Raw genomic sequence first — 23,688 nt, forward strand, 5'->3', positions numbered from 1 at the left:
TATTGCTAGGATAGCGATTTGTGTTTTATAGCATGAATAAAAAGCGCCCCAATACACTTTTCAATAAAAATTGAAGGCATGTATTGGGGCGTTTTATCAGCCGCTTAAATAAGTATTAAAACTTACTTAGCGTTAGACTGTTCAGCCTGAATCGCAGTAAGTGCAACTGTGTAAACGATATCGTCTACTAGTGCGCCACGAGAAAGGTCGTTAACTGGCTTACGCATGCCCTGAAGCATTGGACCGATAGATACTAGATCTGCAGAACGTTGTACTGCTTTGTATGTTGTATTACCTGTGTTTAGGTCAGGGAATATAAATACAGTTGCTTTACCTGCTACTGGAGAGTTTGGCGCTTTAGAAGCCGCTACGTTTTCCATGATTGCAGCATCGTACTGTAGAGGACCGTCAATGATTAGATCAGGACGTTTCTCTTGAGCAAGTTTGGTTGCTTCACGTACTTTATCTACGTCTGCGCCTTTACCAGAAGTACCAGTAGAGTAAGAGATCATAGCGACGCGTGGTTCGATACCAAATGCTTTTGCAGAATCAGCAGATTGGATAGCGATTTCAGCAAGTTGCTCAGCTGTTGGATCTGGGTTGATCGCACAGTCACCGTAAACCAATACTTGGTCAGGTAGCAACATGAAGAATACAGACGATACGATAGACGCATCAGGTGCAGTCTTGATGATTTGGAATGGAGGAACGATAGTGTTTGCTGTAGTGTGAACTGCACCAGATACTAGACCGTCAACTTCGCTATTCTCAAGCATCATTGTGCCAAGGAATACTGAATCTTGTAGCTTCTCACGAGCAACTACATCAGTCATGCCTTTCGCGCCACGAAGCTCTACTAAACGAGCAACGTAGTTCTCACGTACTTCATCAGGGTTGATGATAGTTACGCCAGCACCTAAAACAACACCTTGCTGCTCAGCAACACGACGAATTTCTTCAGGGTTACCTAAAAGCACACATTCAGCGATACCGCGTTCAGCACAGATAGCTGCAGCTTTAACTGTACGTGGCTCATCGCCTTCAGGAAGAACGATACGCTTAGCCGCTTTACGAGCAAGCTCAGTTAACTGGTAACGGAATGCTGGTGGGCTTAGGCGACGCTCACGGTTTGAACCTTCAGTTAGAGATTCAATCCAGTTACCGTCGATGTGGCTTGCCATGTATTCGTTAACAAACTCAACACGCTCTTTATCTTCAGCAGGAACTTCTAGAGTGAAGCTCTGTAGATTTAGCGATGTCTGCCAAGTGTTACCTTGTGCTGTCATAACAGGAAGACCTGTTGCGAATGCGCGCTCACAAAGATCCATAACAGGTTTTGGTAGGTCGTAACCACCAGTCAGTAATAATGCACCTAGCTCAACGCCATTCATTGCAGCAAGACATGCAGCAACAATAACGTCAGGACGGTCAGCAGAAGTCACTAGTAGTGAACCTGGACGGAAGTGCTCAACCATATTAGGGATAGAGCGTGCACAGAAAGTGATGCTCTTAATACGACGAGTTTCGATATCACCTGCATTGATAATTTCAGCATTTAGGTGCTGAGCAATATCTGTTGCACGTGTAGCGATTAGCTCTGCGCTCCAAGGTGCACAACCAAGTACACGGATAGGGCTAGAGTTGAATACTTGCATGATTTCAACGTTTGAAGGAACAGTACCTTCTACATCGTCAAAGATCTCAGAAAGATCTGGGCGAGTACGGCCTTCAGCGTCAACAGGTGCGTTAAGTTTATTAACGATAACACCAGAAATTTGCTTGTTTTTAATGCCGCCGAAGTTAGAACATGCTACTTCGATACGTTCTTTAAGTTGTGATGGGTTGTCAGTACCAGGAGAGACAACAAACACGATTTCAGCATCAAGTGTTTTTGCAATTTCAAAGTTAATTTGATTTGCAAAAGGGTGCTTACGAGTAGCAACAAGACCTTCGATTAGCGTTACAGCAGAGTCTGTTGTTGCTGTTTTAAAGCGAGCAACGATGTCTTCTAGAAGAACGTCAGTTTGATCGTTACGAATAAGTTCTTCAGCGCTTGCCATTGAGAATGACTCAGCGATTTTCATATCGCTGTTAGCACGAATGATCGTTGTAGTTAGATCTGGCTGATCGCCACCTTTACGTGGCTGTGCGATAGGCTTGAAGAACGAAACACGAACGCCTTTGCGTTCCATTGCACGAAGTACACCAAGACTAACGCTTGTTAGACCAACACCAGCGCCAACTGGGATAAGCATAATAGTACGAGACACTATAGATTCCTTTGACTATTGAATCGGTACAGCACTGTTCAATAACAATTCGACGTTATGTTTTAAAGTAGAATAATCATAGAGCAGCACCACAGTAAAATATGAGATGAAAAAACGGCTGACTAAAAGGCCAGCCGTTTTAATAATCGTAAGATTAGATTTCAGCTAGAAGCGCTGTATCTTCTGCGATTACTAATTCTTCGTTAGTTGAAACAACCATTGCAGGAATGCGGCTGTTTGCTGTAGTGATAACACCTTCGCCGCCGAAACGTGCTTTAAGGTTTGCTTCATTATCTACTTCGATACCGAAGATAGCTAGACGGTTAAGAACCATCTCACGAATTGGTGCAGAGTTTTCACCGATACCACCAGTGAATACGATTGCATCTAGACGACCTTCCATAGTAGCTGCATAGCTTGCAACATACTTAGCTAGACGGTGACAGAATACGTCCATTGCACGTGTTGCTTCTTCTTTAGTACCGTAGTTTTCTTCAACGAAACGACAGTCAGAAGTCACACCAGTAAGACCTAGTAGGCCAGACTCTTTAGTGAACATAGTGTTGATTTCAGCAACGCTCATACCTAGACGATCGTGTAGGTGGAACATAACTGCTGGGTCAAGGTCACCACAACGAGTGCCCATTACTAGACCTTCAAGAGGTGTTAGACCCATAGAGATATCTACAGATTTACCGCCTTTGATTGCACATACAGATGCGCCGTTACCTAGGTGACAGTTGATGATGTTTAGTTCATCAAGAGGCTTGTCTAGAAGGATCGCTGTTTCACGAGCGATGAAACGGTGAGAAGTACCGTGTGCGCCGTAACGACGGATGCCGTTTTCTTTGTATAGACGGTAAGGAATTGCGTATAAGAATGCTTCTTCAGGCATAGTCTGGTGGAAAGCAGTATCAAATACAGCAACGTTTTTCAGATTAGCGAAGTTGTGTTTAGCAGCTTCGATACCGATAACGTGTGCAGGGTTGTGTAGAGGTGCGAAATCAGACGCATCTACGATACCTTGAAGAACAACATCGTCGATTAGTGCTGATGCAGAGAACTGCTCGCCGCCGTGTACGATACGGTGACCGATAGCGCCTAGAGACTCTTTAAGTTCTGGCTTAGAAGCAAGGATAGTATCAACCATGAAAGCTAGAGCTTCTTCGTGAGCAGCACCGTTACCTAGTTGAGCTTCGTGCTTGCCATCAAGTTTCCACTTGATACGAGCGTCAGGAAGGCCTAGACATTCTGCTAGACCTGAAAGATGTTCTTCACCTGATACTGGATCAATGATTGCGAACTTAAGAGATGAACTACCGCAGTTTAGAACTAAAACCAGCTTAGACATGAGAGTGACTACCTATAATCTGTCTGAAAGTTGATATTCATTTTTGAATAAAAAAGTACCCCTAGAATAGACGAAGATTTATTGTTCGTCTTACTAGAGGTGAAAATCACACTCTTTCCTGAGAAATAGAATTGAGTTACCTCTAATTCTGGGTCATCCTTGACAGAGCCTAACTTGCAGTTAAGGTTATTAACGGCAACAATTACATTTAGGCTTGCCTAGAATAACCGATTGTTACGCAATATAACAAAAAGATTTTTAGAAAATTTTAATTTGAATCAAGTTTGTTGTGTATTTATTTTAAATATTATAATTTTTTTTGATGAGTGGTGCATTATGGCTCAACATACAATGTGGAAACACTTTCAGAATGGTCAGCATTACATGACAACATGGCCAATGCGCAAAGAGCTAGCGGCTGTTTTTCCTGAACATCGGTATATTAAAGCCACTCAATTTGCGACAAAGGTGATGCCTGCGGTTGCTGCAATCAGTATTTTGACTCAAATGGCGTTTCATAATTATGATGCAATGCCTCAAGCGATTGCGATTGCGCTATTAGCGATATCAATGCCATTACAAGGATTATGGTGGTTGGGTAAACGCAGTCAAACAACGTTGCCGCCATCACTTGCGAAATGGTATAGCGAAATTTATCAGAAGATTGTCAGTGAAGGGCATGCGATGCAGCCTAAAAAATCGCAGCCGCGCTATCAAGAATTAGCGGAGGTATTAAATAGAGCATTTAAACAATTAGATCGACATGCATTAGATCGTTGGTTCTAAGTAATTGTGTTATGTTTTGTTGTAATAGGTTTGTGGTAATAAAAAAGAGTCGCATTAGCGACTCTTTTTTGTTTGGTTCTATAGCACATTAAATAATGGCTAATAAGCAATTATTCTTCGTCGAAATCAAATTCTGGACGTTGTGCACGTGTTGCAGGCTTCGCTAGAATTTCTAAGTATAGTGATGGTAGTTCAAGCTTTTCAGCTTCATCAATGCACTTGTTGATTTCTTTTACGTGAATAGTTTTTGCTTCTTGCTCGGTATGACCAAACTTGCAATCAAAATCCCAAAAATCAGTACCAGCAGGTAATGCTTTGTTACGTTCACGACGGATGTATTTCTTTACGTCGTGTTTAATTGTTTCTACAACACGAGCAGCCGCTTTTTTGGGATGAGTTAAAGCAAATGTTTTTTTCATTGTTTTCCTAATTAATTTGGCTCAAAGAAAAGAGCTCTGTGTTTATTTTACTGTAAATTGTCGTGGGTAGCGATGGGGTAAGGCTGAAATTCGTGCGATAAAAAAATATTCAGTGAACGAGATGTTTTTTGCAACTAATTTTAACCATCACGGTCTTATCTATATACGAGCAATAAAATGATGATATTGCATGATAGCGAGGTCATTCCATTAGCGTATTGTGACGTTTCTATACGCAATATTAGATGATTATTCAGGCAATAAACAGGTTGTTGAGGTATAATTATTAAGCAACCTAGGGATATAGCTGTTATCTCTCTTAGAACCCCAACTGCTTGGCCGCCGATGGGGTTCTTCTCTATCTAGCGGTTGTTGTTTTTCTGCTGTACCCATTTTAGTCATATTTCAAATCATTATTTCGTTGCCCCATTACCTTCATTGCCGCCCTCATTTTATTTTTTGTGCATTAGTGGTCGCATCTTGATGGTTATGCTATTCATTGATGAGAATAATATCGGCTTGTTTTAAAGCGTGATCTCATTGAGTAACAGAAAGTTGTTCATTTGAGGACTTAATAGCGTAATCATACATGATCGTTACAGTACTGGTCGTTGTTGCTGTGCTAGATTGCTGTTGTAGTAGATTGTTGCGGTGTTAGTCGTAGTGATTACTGCTGCGCTGGTGGATAGTGAGATATTATTGGCTGATGGGGGAGATACTCGGCCAACCAATAAGCGGGTTAGACCCAATATAGGTCAGTCGATTCATTGTTGTTATACCGAGAAGAGAATAAACGGTAAATAATAAAGACATTGAGATTGATTATAAATAATCGATGATAATCAATCTCATTTGTAGTATTTACTGGCGGCGATAAACACGAATAGAAAAATCAGCTTCACAATCGAAATTTTGGGCTTGCGCAAGTTGTTGCCATACTTGCTCAGAAGTTTTCCATGCAAAAGGCGTCATTTGCATTAATGCTGTTGCCTCTTCACCACTTAGTGTCATGTCATAGTGCAGTTGTTGATCTATAACTAACTCAAACCCTTCAATGTTCTCTACAGGCACATCATGTAAGTTAACACCGTCATAAATTAATTCTTTTAATTGATATAAATGACGCGGTGCAGGTGTTGCTGTGACTAAGATCCCTCCGCTTTTTATCGAGCGATGCAATTCTTCATCTTTACAGGGCGCATAAATACGGACTACACCATCAAAAAAGTGATCAGCAAACGGTAAGCGGTGGCTAGAGGCAACACAGAAATCACAATCATGGTAGCGTTTTGCTGCATATTTAACTGCAACTTTTGAAATGTCTAAGCCGTGGATGGTGATGTCTGAAAATTGTTGACGGAGTTGTACAAACTCAGAGGTGTAATACCCTTCACCACAACCTATATCAAGTAGCTCAGTGGCATCTTGTGGTAAATGTTGGCGTAACTGTGTCATAACCGCATCACGTAGGGGTTGGTAATGGTCAGTGTTAAGAAATAAGCGTCGAGCTTGCATCATTTCTTTATTATCGCCAGGGTTTTTCGAGCTTTTATGATGTACAGGCATCAGGTTTACATAGCCTTCTTTGGCCTGATCAAACTGATGATTATTACTACAGCGATAGGATGTTGATGATGCGCTGTTAGCGTCCATAGTAAGTGGCAGGTGACATAAAGGGCATTGATAAGACATGTATATAGACCAAAGCTGAAAAACAGCCGTAGAGTGTAATGGTTATTAGCGGTTGTCGCTAACAGATTTTTGAGGATAAAAAACCAAGCCTTCATTACTGAAGACTTGTTGGGTTATGTATGGTTAATTTGTTGTGCGTACTTTATATTCAGCTTTATCCAGACCGTGTTTTTTCATTCTCAAATACAGTTTTTTACGGGGTATTTGTAAGTATGATGACACTTCATTGATACGGCCCGAAAATAGGTATAACGCATCTTCAATGACTTGTTTTTCATAGCCATCAACCAGATCATCCAGTGGACTACTCATTTGATCTAATGGTTTAGATCGTTCTTGACCTGCAAGTTTTACAATCCCTATTGCGTATAATTCAGCAACATTTTTAAGTTCTAATACATTTCCGGGCCATTCATAACGATTTAAAATCGCAAGGTAAGCTTTATCAATCGCAGGAATTGTTTTATTTAATTTTTTACAACTTTGCTTAATGTAGTGCTTAAATATCAATGTGATATCACTACTACGTTGACGCAATGTGGGTAGATTAAATCGTACTTGACTTAAAAAGTAGAACAACTCAGGTAAAAACTGCTCAGTTTCAACAGATTCAGTCGGATCACCATCAAATAAAGCAATAACGCGGACTTCTTTTTTCCCTTGGCGTTCTTGCTCAAGTAAAAAACGACACAACCATTGTTGAGTTTCAATTGGCATATGGTGGGGATTACATAAACATAAACAGCCACTACGCGCTGAAATCATGCTGCGTTGTAAATCCGGCGTACGGGTAATATTTGCAGCATTGATTTCAACAAAAGGACCATTACTTAATGGGCTATTTTGATGAAGTAATTTTGCAACCGTATGGCGACCTGTACCGTTTTCACCTTCAATTAACACATCTTTGGTTGTTAATGCGATGGTTTTTAACTGCTCACGAATTTTAATAATTAGTGGGCTTTCCCCTAATAATACTTCTGCTGTTGTCGTATGTAAGGTGTTACGTTGTTCAATAATTTGGCGACGCTGAGGTAAATATTTTTCAAGCAGCGTAATTAATTCTTTAGGCTGTAATGGTTTTTGTAAAAAGTCGACCGCCCCTTTTTTTAAAGCGCCAACCGCCATTGGGATATCACCATGACCCGTAATAATAATGACGGGTAGCTCATGATCATACTGCTGAATTTTGGCCAATAATTCCATACCATCTAAGCCGGGCATGTACATATCAGAAACAATAACACCAGGCCAATTACGCTTTAGCATCCCTAACACTAAGGTTGAATCTGTTATTGTTTGTGCTTTAAATCCAGCTATTTCAAGTAGTTCTTGATAGGCTTCGACAACATCATGATCGTCATCCACAATCAATACTTCAATATCATCACTTATCATATTTATTTAACTCCAGTACGACCATTGCGCCACCTGTTAAGTTTGAAGCAAGGAAGATTTCACCTTTTAGTCGCGTCATAATTGAACCACAAATACTTAACCCAAGGCCTAATCCAACATCTTTGGTGGTGGTAAAGGGAATGAATAATTTGTTAATGATTGCGGCGTCAAAACCATCACCGCTGTCATATACCGCTAACCGAATTTTATTCGATGGACTATTTAGTTGAATAATTGTTATTTCACGTTGTTTGCAATTAGCAACTGCATCACAGCTATTAACCAATAAATTAATTAAAATTTGCTCTAGTTGAACTTGATCAGCAAGCGCATAAAGAGGGTAGTCAATCGTATTCACCATTGTTGTTTTTTGTACTTTGGCGCGACTTTCGACCAATATTAGCGCTTGTTTGATTGAATCTTGAATATCAACTTTGCTTAATGGTTTGGTTGCTGATTGTTTTTTTGCAAAGTTTCTAAAATTTATGATCAGTTTACTCATTCGAGTAACAAGATCGTCTATTTTTGTCAGATTTGTGGGTAGATTTTCGTATTTTTTATGATCAAGTGCAAGTTTTGCACTAAATATTCGCGTTGAAATCGCAGATAGTGGTTGATTAAGTTCATGCGCAAGTGATGTCATCGTTTGGCCCACAACCGCCATTTTTGCTGCTTGAATTAATTCATCTTGAGTTTCGATCAAATCGCCTTCAATGCGTTTTCGATCTTCGATTTCGTCTCGTAGTTGTTGGTTTCGAATGGTGAGTGATTGCGTTTTCTCTGCAACCGTACTTTCTAACCAACGAGTGGTATTCTCTTGTTCGGTAATATCCGTCATTGTTATAATTACTTTGTCATCATTACCTTGCGTAAAGGTACGAAAATCTAACCGTAAATATAAACCATGACCGTTTTTGGCGACTAATTTTACCGTCATGTTATAAGCCCCATTTGTCATTAATGGGCCATTAGCGGTAAACAAGTGCTGTAATGTAGTAAGGGTTGAACTATTAAACAGATTCCAGACTTGATGTTTTTTAGTGACATTACAGAAATTTAATTGTTTTAGAGCTTGTGGATTAACCGATTCAACTGCACCGTTGAGATCGCAAGTAATAATGCTGGCTTGAGTATTATTGATCAAATTTAAGGCATTAGAATTTTGAATTTCTTGCATTTGTTGACAAAAATAACGCAGGTTATCGCCTAAAATACCAATCTCATCAACACCTGTGGTTTGAATATTGGCATTAAGGTTGCCACTGGCAATGGCTTGTAAATCTTGACCCAGTAGATTTAGACGTTTTACGATACCTCGACCAACTAAATAAATCGATAAAATAACACTAAGAATAATGGTAATAAAAACTACGCCAAATAAAATTAAATTACCGATCCAAATCGAACGTCTAGTCTTACCATTCAATTTGGCTAACGCATTATCAGCATGACCAACAAGAGTTTGGATTATATTTTCTTGTTGAGTTAATTGATTACGAATATTGCGTTGGGTCTGAGTTATTTTTATATTGTTTATATTATCTTGGATTAATAATTTTTGGAGATGACCATTAGGGGTTACTAATTGAGTAAATTCTTGCTGTAATTGACGATAAGTAATGGTTGATGGATAGTTATTTAATTGTTTACTGATTTTATTGAGTTGTAATATTTTTTTTGCAATAGCGTCAAAGGAAGTATTGATGTCATTTTGTTGACGATGAAGAATACTATCTTCAATAAGTTGGTGTAATTCATTTACATTAACAGTAATTGTTTGAATAACTGAAAATTCAGCCATAATATTTTTGATATTAGTATCATGCTTTAGCTGTAATTGTTGCGGGGTATTAAGCAACTGCATCATTTGCCATTCAATTTCTAGACGTAATGGTTGTAATTCATCAATCAAATCTTGATGTAACCATTTAATCGTATTTTCTGTTTGTTTTAATGAAAAGCGTAGTGTATTTCTTTGCTGTAATAAGGCGATATAACTATCAATATTTGCTATTAATAGCTGCTGACCTGATTTTATTTTTGGGTAGTAATATAAACTTGAAATATTATCTATTGATTGTCGAATAGCTTTTAAAATAGAAACGATATTTTTTTTAATCGTTTTATGCTTTAACGGATTAGTATTCATATCTAATGCTGTTAACGCTGCTTGTAACTCGGCAGTACTGCGTTCTAAACGATAACTAGAACGTAATGTTGGCATATTATCATTGGTTATCGTGCCTATTTGTTGACTCAGCTGTTGCCATGTTAATGCGGCAATAACACTGACACTAATAGTTAAGAATGCCATTAATATAATGGCTGAGGTCAGACGATTACCGATAGTATTATTCTTTACACAGCGAATCATTATTATTATGTATCCCATTAATAATGGCATATTGCTAATAAATTTGACCTTAATTAGGTAACTAATTTATAGCGAAGAAGTGCAATGATTATACGTCAGTGGTTGAAATGATCACTAATGGTTTTTATAACAAAACCAATGCTGTTATTAGAATTGAGTGGTGATGTTATCGTCATTAAGGTGTCACGTTTCAGTTTTTTTATACGATAATGCTTAAGAATAACACCATAAAACCGAGTTTATTCACTCCGTTTTATGGCGTTGGTATAAAGCTATGCTGTAATAATCTGTTGGATCTCACTGCATGATAAATGGTAATGGCGTGGGCATCCGCGCCAAATAGTTAGCATGCGTAGATACTTATCAAGCATTGGAACATGACTATTAAATTGATGTTCAGTGGTAGGGAACTGTGGATATAAACCTTCATCATGAGTAAGGAAACGTACGTAATTAACTAACTTAGCTTCAGTTATTACATCAAAACCTAAAAATTGTAGTCGACGTTGGTCAATGTCTTTTGCGCCATCGCAACGGCAATCTTCTAAATTAAAAGATTCTTGAAGTGCGTGGTACATCTCCATTATTTCAAGAACTTGTTTACATTCATCTTCTGAAACTTCGCCAAAATCTTTGCTAAGTTCACGCATCTGTAAGCAATAGCCGCGTTCAATAATCATTTGTAGGCGGTGATATTTTTCAGCATTTTCAGGTGCGATTTTTGCCATGATGTAATATTGATTAGATAGAATTAGACGTTGAGCGTGAGTCATTTCCATAGTTGTAAGCCTCAAATTTTTTATAGATTGTGCTCGCTCAGCTTTGATTGTATTGCTGTAGTGAGTACAAGGAATATTTATTATGAGCGTGAGATTAGCAGGTTGAGTATAAAATAAAATGATCTGACACCGCGAATAGGATTATTTTTTGTTAACGAATGTTATCCATTTGATATATTGGTAAAAATCTTATCTATTTGATTTTAATTAAAAACCACTATTTTTGTGGGTTTATTCCGTCATTGAATATCAATACAATGTGAATGAAGGAAGAAGCTTTAGTGATTAAATAGTTTTCAGATGGATATTAAGCGATGGTTGAGAGTGATGGCGGTGGCTTGTTGTGGGATGTTGTGTGTTATTTAAAGGAGTATCGATAACAATACCTGTTATCGATACAATATATAATACGTTAGATTTAGGTTAGACCGATGATATTGCCATCAGCATCAAGATCAAGATTCATGAATGCGGGTTTTTCAGGTAGGCCTGGCATGGTCATTACATTGCCACATAAAGCATAGATAAAACCGGCACCTGCACATAATTTCAGCTCTCTAATTGGAACGGTAAAATTTGTTGGTGCGCCTTTAATATGCGGTTCGGTAGTAATCGATAATGGCGTTTTTGCCATACATATTGCTAATTTATTAAAACCTTGTGCTTTTAATTGGGCCAATTGTTGAGTCGCTAAAGGTGAAAGCTCAATATTTTTAGCACCATAACCAATTTCAGCGACTGCCATTAATTTTTCTTCAATGGTTTGGTCTAAGCTATACAGTGGTTTGAAGTTTGCAGGCTTTTCGCAGGCATGAACAACGGCATTTGCGAGTGCTATTGCGCCATCGCCTCCTTTTGTAAATGCTTCACTTAATGCAACATCAACATGAACATTAAACGTTGTGGTTAAAATCAGTTGTTTTAATTGCTCAAGTTCTTGATCGGTATCTTGTGGAAAACGGTTAATGGCAACCACAACCGGGACACCGTATTTGGCGGCGTTATTAATATGCCAACGTAAATTCTCAAAACCAGCAATTAGGGCTGCTGTATCTGTCTCAAAAATAGTATCAGGTAGTCGTTGTCCTGGGCGTAAATCATAAAGCCCAGAATTTGCTTTAAGGCCCCGTAAGGTTGCAACTACGACTGCACAATCGGGTCCACGTCCTGCTTGTTGTGCTTTAATATTACACGCTTTTTCAAACCCCATATCAGAACCAAATCCACCTTCAGTAACCGTAAACTCACTTAATTTCAGTGCGATTTTATCGGCAATAATAGATGAGTTACCGTGGGCAATATTTGCAAATGGGCCTGCATGGATAAGGGTTGGCACTCCTTCTAGCGTTTGCATTAATGTGGGTTCAATTGCTTCACACATAGTAACGGCCATGGCGCCCGCAACTTTGAGATCTTCGGTAGTAACCGGTTCACCATCAAGGTTATAAGCGACAACTATTTTACCAATTCGCTGACGCATATCGGCTAAATCTGTAGCAAGGGCTAAAATTGCCATTAATTCAGAAGCGGCAGATATATCAAAGCCATCGTGGCGTTCAAGACCATTAATGGTTTTACCTGGTTCATTTTGACCAATGGTGATCATACGTAGTGCGCGATCATTGTGGTCGATTACTCGCTTCCAACTAATATTATTAATATCAATTCGTAGTGCTGGTAGGTCTGTATGTGCAGTAAAAGTGTCATAACCTAAGCGATTTTCATGATAAAGACGAGCATCTAATGCTGCAGCTGCAAGATTATGTGCGGCAGTAACAGCATGAATATCACCCGTTAAGTGTAGGTTGAGCTTTTCCATTGGAGCTACTTGGCTATAACCGCCGCCAGCAGCACCGCCTTTAATGCCAAATACTGGCCCCATTGATGGTTGGCGAATGCAAGCAAATACAGAGCGTTTAATTTTAGCTAACCCTTGTGCTAAGCCAATGGTGGTTACTGTTTTACCTTCACCTAGCGGAGTGGGAGTAATGGCAGTAACGAGTATTAGTTTACCTTCTGGTTTATTACTTAACCGTTTTAAAATAGCGGGTTTTACTTTGGCTTTTAAGCTGCCTTGAGGCGTAAGATCTTGTGCTTCAATGCCAGCATTAAAGGCGATGCGATCAATGGGGGTGAGTCGCGTTTCACGGCAAATTTCGATGTCGCTTTTCATGAGAGCTTATTTCCTCATCGGCAGAAAGAGTAATACGAATATTGATATTTAATGCTTTTTAACTGAAAAGATGTCTTTTTTATTAACGCAAACGTTTGCTTTTGGTTTATACCATAATTTTATCATGGATAAATATCATTTTATGGTTTTTTTATAGGGACTGTTGCTATTTGGTGGAAGATAAAGAGGGGATATTTATCGTATTCCATTATTATGAAATGTATTATTCCATTATTAGTTATTGGTTGTTTTTTACTCTGCATTTAAAGTATATAAATTATAAAAAATGACCCTGATCAAGTAGGGTGTAATTTTAGCAAAGGAAGTTATTATGCAAGAACCTGTAACGAAGTGGAAGTATACAGTACCAATCTCATTGTTAATTATGGTGTTGTTAATCTCTTTTCTTGTCACAATTTTACCGTTGTCACGATAAATACTATTTTATCTTTTCAGTTTAAATAGAAAAGAGCGACTTATCTAACTCCTTAGAGATAAAGATAAGCCGCTCTTTTTTGTATTAACAACTATGACACCGTTGTTTAATACATAACCTTCTTGCCATAGCTTGCAAGAATGTTTTTAATATTTTCCATTGTTTCTTTTTTCGGTGGCTTAACCCCAGTTAATGGGTATTCAAAGCCTAGTGCTTCCCACTTGTGCTCACCAAGCTGATGGTAGGGTAGCAGCTCGATTTTTTCAATATTATCCATGTCTTTGATGAACTCACCAAGTTGGTGTGCAGATTGCTCGTCATCAGTGTACCCCGGTACAATCACGTAACGGATCCAAGTCTTTTGGCCGCGCTGGTGTAGGTAACGTGCAAAATCAAGTATACGTTTATTTGAAACGCCAGCTAAGTTTTGGTGAACGTTATCATCCATTTGCTTGATATCAAGCATTACCAAATCTGTGGCATCTAAGACTTCATCTACCACATCAGTATGTTTACGGATGTAGCCATTGGTATCAAGGCAAGTATGAATACCATCAGCTTGTGCTGCACGGAAGAAATCACGGACAAATTCTGGTTGCAGCATGGCTTCGCCACCAGATGCGGTAACACCACCACCAGAAGCATTCATGAAGTGACGGTATGATCTTGCTTCATGCATCAATTCTTCAATAGTAGCTTCACGACCGTCATGGGTGTCCCATGTATCACGATTGTGGCAGTATTTGCAGCGCATTAAGCAACCTTGCAGGAATACAATAAACCGAATTCCTGGGCCATCGACGGTTCCGCAAGATTCGAAAGAGTGAATACGACCTGTTACTGACATTGTTCTATTTCTCCGCATATCGCGTTTTATTTATGTGTTATTTTATTACAAAACAGGTTTTGAATATAGCGAAAACTCAAGATGTTAATCAATATGGTTGCGTAAAAGTAAGTGGCATTTAAACGGGTTGTATTTGTTGTGTTGACGGTGAACTAATTAATAATTGGTGGCTTCGTTGTTGCCATTGAGTATGCCAAATAGGAATTTGACTAAATGGCAATGGTGGTGAAATAAAATAGCCTTGTGCTAGCTCACAACCCATTTTTTGCAGTTTTAGCCATAAGGTAATATCTTCCACACCCTCTGCAATTGCCGTTAGATTGAGGCGTTGAGCGAGTAATAAGCAAGTTTCAATAATCACTTTAGCGGTATAGTTTGTTTGCATTGCTTGTACAAAACTAATATCTAACTTTAATGATTTAAACGGTAAGATATCAAGTTGTTTTAATGATGAATATCCCGTACCAAAATCGTCAATTGAAAGATTAAAACCATACATGCCTAATCGAGCAGCCGCTTCTAATGCTTTTCCTGCAGATTCAAAAAGATCCGATTCGGTTAATTCAAAATATAACCAATGATGCAGTTGTGGATATTGATGATGTAGCGCTAACACGTTATTAATGAAATTACGTTCAACTAATGTTTCTGCTGATATATTGACAGCAACCTTGCGGCCACAAAAAATAGGTTGTTGACTAATTATATGATTAATTATCAGTAATGCTAGTTGGCTGTCTTTTCCTATATTCGAGATTATTTTAATAAATTTCATTGCTGGAACAATGCCATAATCTGGATGAATAAAACGGATTAATGCTTCGCTAGCAACCCATTCTCCAGTTTGTAAACTTACTATAGGTTGATAATAAGGAATAAGATAATTGGAATTGAATGCCTCGATGATATCTTTTTCAGTAAGATCTTGTTGTAAAGGCGGTGTTATGTTGTTTGATTGTAAGCTGTTTGTCGCGATGATTAACAATTGTTTTAATTGTTCGAGGTGAGTAGGTTTAACTAAAGTACCTAATAAATTAAGACCATAGTTTTTACACATTTTATCGACACTATGTAGAACACCCGCATTTAAAGCACTGGTAATAATTATTGCACCAGTAAACTGTTGTTCAGCAAGGTGACCCAGAAAACTAATACCATCCATTTGTGGCATGTTGAGATCACAAAATAATAATTGTGGTTGATAACGTGTTACCGCTGCTAATGCATCAATGCCATTGGCTGCAAAATAGAGATGATCTTGATTTGGATCGATAAGATGAGTTAATTGGGTTGCAAGAACTTGACGTTGAAAGTCATGATCTTCAATCAATAATATGTTCATATTTCGATCCTATTTACTGTTAATTTGATGTGATAATTGTTCGATTAAATGTTCAATCTGCTGGTAATTTTGTTGTATACCCGTTATGTCTTTTTGAATATGTTGTGTTTGTAATTCAAGCTTCTGAGTTACTTGTGCTAATGGATGAAAAGCCATCATCCGTGCAGCTCCTTTCATACGATGACTCACCATAAAGATATTATCATTGTTTTGTTGTGTTATTGCTGTTTTAAGTTGTGATAAATCATCAAAACAAGAATCTAAATATTGTTGTAGTAGCGTTTGGCAAAGATCATTATCACCAAAAATGGGTAATAGTTCATTAATATCAATAAGAGCAAGAGGTGTTGTTGATGTTATTGGTTTAATTATTTCTAGTGATAAATCTTTAACGTTCTTAGTCATGTCTAATGGTTTTAGCCATTGAGTTAATACTGTTTTTAGCTGCTGTTGTTTTAATGGCTTAATTAAATAATCACTAAAACCCATCACTTTAAAACGATCTGTATTCGTTAGCGCATTAGCTGTAATCGCAATAATGGGTAATATAGCCGCTCCTGTTTGCCGTTCTTGCTCTCTGATTGTTTTAGTTAACTCGTAACCATCCATTTCAGGCATATGGCAATCTGTTAATAAAATATTGTAGTGAGTATTTGCTAGTGCAGATAAAGCTTGTTTACCATTGTCCACAATATCGACAGCATAATTAAGTTGTTCTAGTTGTTGTTTGAGTATTTGTTGATTGATAGGGTGATCTTCTGCTACCAAAATATAACGATGATTAGCAATAGCCTGCTCTCGAGTCTGAGGCGAAGGTAAGGAATGCTGGTATTGGAAGTCATTATTATAAGGTTGGAATGGTTGGGTTAATGCGCGATAAAGTTGTTGAGATAAGAGTGGGCTTAGGGAAATATTACGCGCGTTAATATTGGATGTTAACATTACATCAGTTGATGTAATGGTGATCCAATTAACAGATGGTAAGTTAATAGCGATCCAATTAAGATCAATATTATGCTGTTCTGCCCATGATTGAGGTACAAAAATGGTATCAATACATTGGATTGATATCGCAACCGCTAGCTGTTCTTTTGTCGTTACATTTAGTCGGGATATAGAGCAATGCCAAGCCGTTAAGTAGTTTATTAAGATGGGATCATCTACCATTGATAATAATCCACAGTGTTTATTTAATGCTTCAATTTTAGTTGGCTGACAAATATCAAAGGTCAGTGTGATGATGAAATTTGAACCTTGATTTGGATGACTTGATACTGCGATCGTACCACCCATTAATTGAATAAGTTGATGACAAATAGATAAACCTAGCCCGGTACCGTTATAACGACGATCAGTATTTTGTTCTATTTGTTCAAATGGTTGAAATAGCTTAGAGATATCTTTAGGGGCGATACCAATACCGGTATCGGTGACTCTAAAAGTAATAACTTGTTGGTTATTTTGTTGCGACAATAAATTAATATCAAGACGTATTTCCCCCTGAGAAGTAAATTTAATCGCATTATTTAGCAAATTATTAAGAATTTGTTTAAGACGCATACTATCAAAACGTAAACTTTCGGCAATATTAGGATCTAACCATAATTTAAAATCGAGTCCTTTTTGTGTGGCATGAATAGCATGCGGTTGCACTAAAATAGTGATTATTTGGTTTAATATTTTTTGTTGGGGATGAATCTCGAGTTTGTTTGATTCAAGTTTAGAAAAATCTAATACGTCATTAACAATGTTTAATAAATGGTCACTTGAAAGCATGAGATTTTTATGTATTTGATTTATTTCTGGTTGTTGTGCGTAAGGCTTCATTAAATCTAATAAACAAATAATACCGCTAATTGGGGTGCGGATCTCATGACTCATTATTGCCAAGAAACGTGATTTTGCGGTGGTTGCTGCTTGAGATTTTTGTTTGGCTATGGTTAATGCTAATTGTTGCTGCTTTAATTGAGTGATATCAATCAAAATACTATTCCACTGCCAACCGACTGCTGCTGGGGTGATTTTGCAGCGTAGCTCAATCCAGCAAGGGGTTGTGGAGTCTTGATTATTGACTTGAAGCTCTGTACGCCAATAGCCTTGTTTTACAGCGTTACGCATTTCTGTGAGTAAGATTTGATGATCATCTCGCTGGGCAATACGATCTTGTAATAAGCGTGGAAAAAAATAAAATTTACTGGCTGAAATACCAGTAAAATCAATAATCTTTTCACTTATGAATAAAATATCAATATCCATTGGATCATCACTTTTTTGGTGATGTTGAATCAATACGCCATCAAAATTATTGGTTAAATAAGTTAATTTTTCTTCAACGGCTTTACGGTGTTTAATTTCAAGACTTAGACGACGATTCCAAATGGTAATGGCACCAATAATACAACTTATGGCTAAACTAAATGTGATAGCTAATATAATTAACCGATGATAATCACCATCCTCTTTAAGAATAATCGTATACCACTTTTTTTTGATATTAGCTAACGTATCAGGAGGCAAAGAGTCCAATACTTTATTAATAATATTTCTTAGTAAGACATTATTTTTTTAACGGCAAATGCTATTTTTTGGTCATGATTATCTATACGGCTCGAAACAATTTTTAATTGACCTAAAAAATTATTTTGTAATAAGACTTGGGCGACAGAGAGTGGTATAACGGCATAATTAATATCATCATTAATAACAGCATTAAGAATATCAATGTTAGTTTTAAACTGATGAATCTTAACTGTAGGATAATGCTCTCTTACGCGGTGAACTGCAATTTCTGAGTTAAGAACACCAATTATATTAGTTGAAGTAATTGCGGTTAATTTTTTATGATTAATACGATCAATCATTACCCATTTATCATTACTATAAGGTGCGGTAAAGGTGAGTTCTTTATAGCGATTAGCTGTTGTAGCTATCGCGGCAATAATATCTATATCATTATCCGCTAATTTTTTCTTACCATCTTGATAATTATTAATTGGAACTATCGTTGTAGTAATATGAAGTTTTTCTTTTATTATTGTTAATATGTCTTTTAGCTGGTGCAGGATAATATCATTATTGATTAATATTGGTGATACTGGAAATTGGTATCCAATACGAATATTTTCATGTTGTTGTAAGTAATTATTTTCAGATTTAGTTAAATGAAGCTGATGTGGATCACTTAACATCTTTTTTTGGGGTGCTGTTAACCATTTGTCGTAAATATTAGTTAATACGGTTTCTGGTAGCTGGTTGTAAGCCTTATTGATTTTATTTAGGAGCAGAGCATGATTTTTAGTGGCTGTGATATATAAGCGTTCAAAAGAGAGCTCTGTTAATGGTGAAAAATATAATGATTTTTTCAAATCACCAAAAGTATACAAATTATGTAGCATAAGGCTGTTACCAATATAAACATCGGCTAGCCCTGTTTCGACGGCATTAAGTGCAATAGTATTTGATGGCAGTGAGAGTATTTGATTTTTAATATGTAAATTGGCTATTTTTTGTTTGATAGCGAAACCATCTTCAACACTGATTGTGACATTATTCAGATCAGCTATTTTGGTATGTTGTGGTGAACGGCTAAGCATGGCGAATGATGTACTTAAAATAGGATCACTAAATAGCATATATTTTTGGCGATCAAATGTTGCTGCAATACCTATTAATAGATCGATATCGTTGCGTTTAAATGCTGAGATCATTTCATCAAAATTGGGGTAATAGATATTTTTTATTTGATAGCCAGCTTGAGCGGCAATGGCGTCCATAAGAGCAGGTAATAATCCCACGATTTGATCATTATTTTTAAATGCTAATGGTGCCCAATTAAGTGAAGTATAACCAACGGTTAAGATTGGCATTGTTTTATGGGTTGATTCGTTGGCAAAAGTGACCGGTATGGAAAGCGTAAATATTAGTGTTAGCAGTAATATAAAAATTTTCATCGAAAAATACCTAGAATAACAAATCAATAAGTTAATATAGAGGCCGTTGAAGACAGCGATACTGTGCTTTTAACTTTAAATACCAGTCAGGTTTAAATCCTTGTGATTCAAAGGTCCATCGAGCTTCTTTAATCCATAGTTGATGTCGTGGGTCATTATCTATATAGCCACGTGAAAATCATTTAACTAAACACCGAGCTAGCACGTCATCAAAACGATACTGAGGCCATAATAGCAACATGGATTGGCCTGCCTCAATATAATACTTTTGCATTTGATTTTGCACAAATATTCTCAATACTATCGATAGCTGAATGTTGATAGTATTCAAAAGCTCGATCATTGATAGCGCGTTGCTTAAAAAATTGAAGAAATATAACGAAGCGTGTGTTTAGATTTAAATTTTTGGCATAAAAAAACCGGCTATATAAGCCGGTTTTTATTAGGAAGCGAACTTCCTACACAAGAGGCTCTATATTATAGAGACGCTGTGAAAGTACGAGCGATAACGTCAGCCTGCTGTTCAGCAGTTAGAGAGTTAAAACGCACAGCATAACCAGATACACGGATAGTTAACTGTGGGTAGTTCTCAGGGTGCTTAACTGCGTCTTCTAGAGTTTCGCGGTTAAGAACGTTAACGTTTAGGTGTTGACCACCTTCGATGCCAGACTCATGGTGGAAGTAACCATCCATAAGACCTGCTAGGTTATTTTCTTGAGTATCAAGATCTTTACCTAGTGCGTTTGGAACGATAGAGAATGTGTATGAAATACCATCTTTAGCGTGTGCAAACGGTAGTTTACCTACAGAAGTAAGTGAAGCTACAGCGCCTTTTTCGTCACGACCGTGCATTGGGTTAGCACCTGGTGCGAAAGGAGCACCTGCACGACGACCGTCTGGAGTGTTACCAGTTTTCTTACCGTACACAACGTTAGATGTGATAGTTAAGATAGACTGAGTAGGGATCGCATCACGGTACATCTTGTGTGAACGGATCTTGTTCATGAAACGCTCAACAAGGTCACAAGCGATGTCATCTACACGAGCATCGTTGTTACCAAATTTAGGGTAATCACCTTCAATGCTGAAGTCTACGGCTACGCCATCTTCATCACGGATTGGTGTTACTTTAGCGTATTTGATTGCAGATAGTGAGTCAGCTGCAACAGATAGACCAGCGATACCACAAGCCATTGTACGCTTGATGTCACGATCGTGTAGAGCCATAAGCGATGCTTCGTAGCTGTACTTGTCGTGGCTCCAGTGAATAGCGTTTAGCGCTGAAACGTAAGTTGTTGCTAACCAATCCATGAAGTGATCTAGACGAGCTAGAACATTTTCGTAATGGAAATCAGCATCAGTGATAGGCTCTTCTTTAGGACCTACTTGGATCTTAAGTTTTTCATCAACGCCGCCGTTGATTGCGTAAAGCATAGTTTTAGCAAGGTTAGCACGTGCACCGAAGAACTGCATTTGCTTACCAACAACCATTGGCGATACACAACAAGCGATAGCATAATCGTCAGAATTCATATCTGGACGCATTAGGTCATCGTTTTCGTACTGGATAGAAGAAGTATCGATAGATACTTTCGCACAGAACTTCTTGAAGCCTACAGGTAGTTGCTCAGACCAAAGAACAGTGATGTTTGGCTCTGGAGAAGGACCCATTGTGTATAGGCTGTTTAGGAAACGGAAGTTAGAACGAGTAACTAGTGTACGACCGTCAAGACCCATACCACCCATTGATTCTGTTGCCCAGATTGGGTCACCAGAGAACAATTCATCGTATTCAGGAGTACGTAGGAAACGAACCATACGTAGCTTCATTACGAAGTGGTCGATCATTTCTTGAGCTTGTGCTTCAGTGATCTTACCATCAGCGATATCACGCTCGATGAAGATGTCTAGGAAAGTCGAAGTACGACCTAGAGACATTGCAGCACCGTTTTGTGATTTAACTGCAGCTAGGTAGCCGAAGTAAGTCCACTGGATAGCTTCTTGTGCAGAAGTTGCAGGAAGAGAGATATCACGACCGTATTTAGCAGCCATAGTCTTGATTTGACCAAGAGCACGGTGCTGTTCACAGATCTCTTCACGACGTTGCATAGTCATTTGAAGATCTTCGCCGTTTTCAAACATCTTTTCTAGAGATTTGAATTGAGCTAGCTTGTCAGCCATTAACTTGTCGATACCGTAAAGTGCGATACGACGGTAGTCACCAATGATACGACCACGGCCGTATGCATCAGGAAGACCAGTTAGAATACCAGACTTACGACATTTGATGATTGAAGGAGTGTAGATATCGAAAACACCTTGGTTGTGTGTTTTACGAAGCTCTGAGTAAACCTTCTTGATAGTAGGATCTAGTTCACGACCGTATACTTTGCATGAATTTTCGATCATGCGGATACCACCGTTAGGGATCAAACCACGCTTAAGAGGCGTGTCAGTTTGAAGACCTACGATCATTTCAAGTTCTTGGTCGATGTAACCAGCATCATGTGCAGTGATAGTAGAAACAACATCAGTATCGAAATCAACAGGTGCGTGAGTCGCGTTTTCCTGTTTGATGCCTACCATTACAGCTTCCCAAAGTTTAGCTGTAGCTGGAGTTGCTTCTGTTTCTAGGAAAGAGCCGTCACCCTCAAAAGGAGTGTAGTTCTTTTGGATAAAGTCACGAACGTTTACTTCGTTCTGCCAATCACCAGCTGTGAAGCCTTCCCATGCAGCAAATTGCTCTGCCATTGTATACCTACCTATTACTATTCAGTAGAAAAAAAATAAGTGTTACCGTGTTAAAACTTAATGATGGCTATTGCCGTTAAGTTCTGGACGACGGTGAATAACCCAATATGTTAGTCCAACTAATACGCCACCACCAATGATATTACCAATGGTTACTGGGATTAGATTGTTTATAACGAAATTATGTACAGTTAAATCTGCAAATTGAGCAGGATTTACACCTGTCATGGTCCAAAATTCAGGACCAGAGAATGCATGAATTACGATGCCCATTGGGATCATAAACATATTTGCAATACAGTGCTCAAAACCACATGCAACAAACATTGCAACTGGCAGCAACATTACCATAACTTTATCAGTGGCACTACGGCATGAAAAAGTCATCCATGTTGCAAGACAAACCATTAGGTTACATAGCATACCTAAAACAACAGCTTGTCCAAAATCATGATGAAGTTTATGTTGTGCGATTTTCATTGCATTAATACCCCATTGGCCATTCGCACCAAGGTGTTGTTTTGCAATCCAAATACATGCAACAAAGAAAATTGCGCCAACGAAGTTACCGAGGTAAACAATGCCCCAGTTTTTCATTAACTGACCAGTAGTAATGCGACCGCTTGCACGAGCAACAGTGGTTAATACAGAAGAGGTAAATAGCTCACCGCCACATATAACTACTAGGATTAAACCTAACGTAAAGGCTAGACCACCGGCAAATTTAGACATACCCCAAGGCATATCACCTGCGCCAGTCGTTACTGTTGTATAAAATACAAAAGCAATTGAAATAAACACACCGGCAGTTATCGCTAAAAAGAATGACTGTAACGGGTGTTTTGTTGCTTTATAAACGCCGACTTCTTCGGCTTTATGTGCCATTGCTGGTGGCATCAGTGAGTCAAAAGGATTGTTTTCCATTTTTACTGGCGTGCTCTTTAATGGTTTAAGTTTGGCTGCCAGAATAATAGCAAAGGTTGTGAATCATAAATTTGATCTGGATCATTGCGGTGAAAATTTATAACAAAATTAGACATATTGTTACAGTTTAAGATAATGTAATTAATTGAATTTAAAGAGTATAATTTTTTTTGAAAAAACTAAAAAAAATTTTAAT

General features: G+C 38.1%; 17 protein-coding genes. 1 reads left to right on the plus strand and 16 read right to left on the minus strand.

Annotated features, from left to right (window positions below):
• Positions 1–122: 122 nt before the first annotated feature.
• Positions 123–2,270, minus strand: coding sequence for a phosphate acetyltransferase (pta, locus tag CIK00_RS13095; protein WP_101769290.1), 2,148 nt, complete (start codon positions 2,268–2,270; stop codon positions 123–125).
• A 154-nt stretch (positions 2,271–2,424) separates the two neighbouring features.
• Positions 2,425–3,621, minus strand: coding sequence for an acetate kinase (locus tag CIK00_RS13100; RefSeq protein ID WP_101769291.1), 1,197 nt, complete (start codon positions 3,619–3,621; stop codon positions 2,425–2,427).
• Between the two features lie 336 nt (positions 3,622–3,957).
• Here CIK00_RS13100 and yfbV point away from each other — a divergent pair, with 336 nt between their 5' ends.
• Positions 3,958–4,407 carry a terminus macrodomain insulation protein YfbV gene (gene yfbV / locus CIK00_RS13105; protein WP_101769292.1) on the plus strand — a complete coding sequence of 150 codons (450 nt, stop codon included), beginning with the start codon at positions 3,958–3,960 and terminating at the stop codon, positions 4,405–4,407.
• Between the two features lie 110 nt (positions 4,408–4,517).
• Here yfbV and CIK00_RS13110 read toward each other — a convergent pair whose 3' ends face one another.
• The 14 genes from CIK00_RS13110 to focA form a co-directional block, all read right to left on the minus strand.
• Positions 4,518–4,826 (minus strand): DUF6172 family protein, encoded by a 309-nt coding sequence (locus tag CIK00_RS13110; protein ID WP_101769293.1) that lies wholly within the window; start codon positions 4,824–4,826, stop codon positions 4,518–4,520.
• 249 nt (positions 4,827–5,075) lie between these two features.
• Complete coding sequence (locus CIK00_RS21320; RefSeq protein WP_167388555.1) at positions 5,076–5,228, minus strand: hypothetical protein; 153 nt, start codon at positions 5,226–5,228, stop codon at positions 5,076–5,078.
• A 194-nt stretch (positions 5,229–5,422) separates the two neighbouring features.
• Positions 5,423–5,575, minus strand: a complete 153-nt coding sequence (locus CIK00_RS21325; RefSeq protein WP_167388556.1) for a hypothetical protein — start codon at positions 5,573–5,575, stop codon at positions 5,423–5,425.
• A 112-nt stretch (positions 5,576–5,687) separates the two neighbouring features.
• Positions 5,688–6,518: a 23S rRNA (guanine(745)-N(1))-methyltransferase gene (gene rlmA, locus CIK00_RS13115; RefSeq protein ID WP_101769294.1), complete on the minus strand. Its 831-nt coding sequence runs from the start codon at positions 6,516–6,518 to the stop codon at positions 5,688–5,690.
• 123 nt (positions 6,519–6,641) lie between these two features.
• A complete protein-coding gene (locus tag CIK00_RS13120; protein ID WP_101769295.1) occupies positions 6,642–7,916 on the minus strand; it encodes a sigma-54-dependent transcriptional regulator in 1,275 nt (424 codons plus the stop codon).
• The gene (locus CIK00_RS13125; protein ID WP_101769296.1) at positions 7,906–10,290 is read right to left on the minus strand and encodes an ATP-binding protein; all 2,385 of its coding nucleotides are present in this window, start codon (positions 10,288–10,290) and stop codon (positions 7,906–7,908) included. Before CIK00_RS13125 ends, CIK00_RS13120 begins: the two co-directional genes overlap by 11 nt.
• Positions 10,291–10,562: 272 nt before the next feature.
• Positions 10,563–11,069 carry a YfbU family protein gene (locus tag CIK00_RS13130; protein WP_101769297.1) on the minus strand — a complete coding sequence of 169 codons (507 nt, stop codon included), beginning with the start codon at positions 11,067–11,069 and terminating at the stop codon, positions 10,563–10,565.
• A 418-nt stretch (positions 11,070–11,487) separates the two neighbouring features.
• On the minus strand, positions 11,488–13,242 hold the full coding sequence (locus tag CIK00_RS13135; protein ID WP_101769298.1) for a formate--tetrahydrofolate ligase: 1,755 nt from the start codon (positions 13,240–13,242) through the stop codon (positions 11,488–11,490).
• Between the two features lie 542 nt (positions 13,243–13,784).
• Entirely contained in the window at positions 13,785–14,525 is a 741-nt protein-coding gene (gene pflA / locus CIK00_RS13140; RefSeq protein ID WP_101769299.1) for a pyruvate formate lyase 1-activating protein, read from the minus strand.
• A gap of 118 nt (positions 14,526–14,643) precedes the next feature.
• The gene (locus CIK00_RS13145; protein WP_101769300.1) at positions 14,644–15,867 is read right to left on the minus strand and encodes an EAL domain-containing response regulator; all 1,224 of its coding nucleotides are present in this window, start codon (positions 15,865–15,867) and stop codon (positions 14,644–14,646) included.
• Positions 15,868–15,876: 9 nt separating this feature from the next.
• A complete protein-coding gene (locus CIK00_RS13150) occupies positions 15,877–18,384 on the minus strand; it encodes an ATP-binding protein (RefSeq protein ID WP_101769301.1) in 2,508 nt (835 codons plus the stop codon).
• A gap of 29 nt (positions 18,385–18,413) precedes the next feature.
• Positions 18,414–19,817, minus strand: a complete 1,404-nt coding sequence (locus CIK00_RS13155) for a transporter substrate-binding domain-containing protein (RefSeq protein WP_101769302.1) — start codon at positions 19,815–19,817, stop codon at positions 18,414–18,416.
• Positions 19,818–20,294: 477 nt separating this feature from the next.
• Complete coding sequence (gene pflB / locus CIK00_RS13160) at positions 20,295–22,568, minus strand: formate C-acetyltransferase (RefSeq protein WP_101769303.1); 2,274 nt, start codon at positions 22,566–22,568, stop codon at positions 20,295–20,297.
• 57 nt (positions 22,569–22,625) lie between these two features.
• Positions 22,626–23,492: a formate transporter FocA gene (focA, locus tag CIK00_RS13165; protein WP_101769304.1), complete on the minus strand. Its 867-nt coding sequence runs from the start codon at positions 23,490–23,492 to the stop codon at positions 22,626–22,628.
• Positions 23,493–23,688: the final 196 nt, after the last annotated feature.

Origin of the sequence: Photobacterium carnosum (genome assembly GCF_002849605.1) — a bacterium.
Classification (GTDB): domain Bacteria; phylum Pseudomonadota; class Gammaproteobacteria; order Enterobacterales; family Vibrionaceae; genus Photobacterium; species Photobacterium carnosum.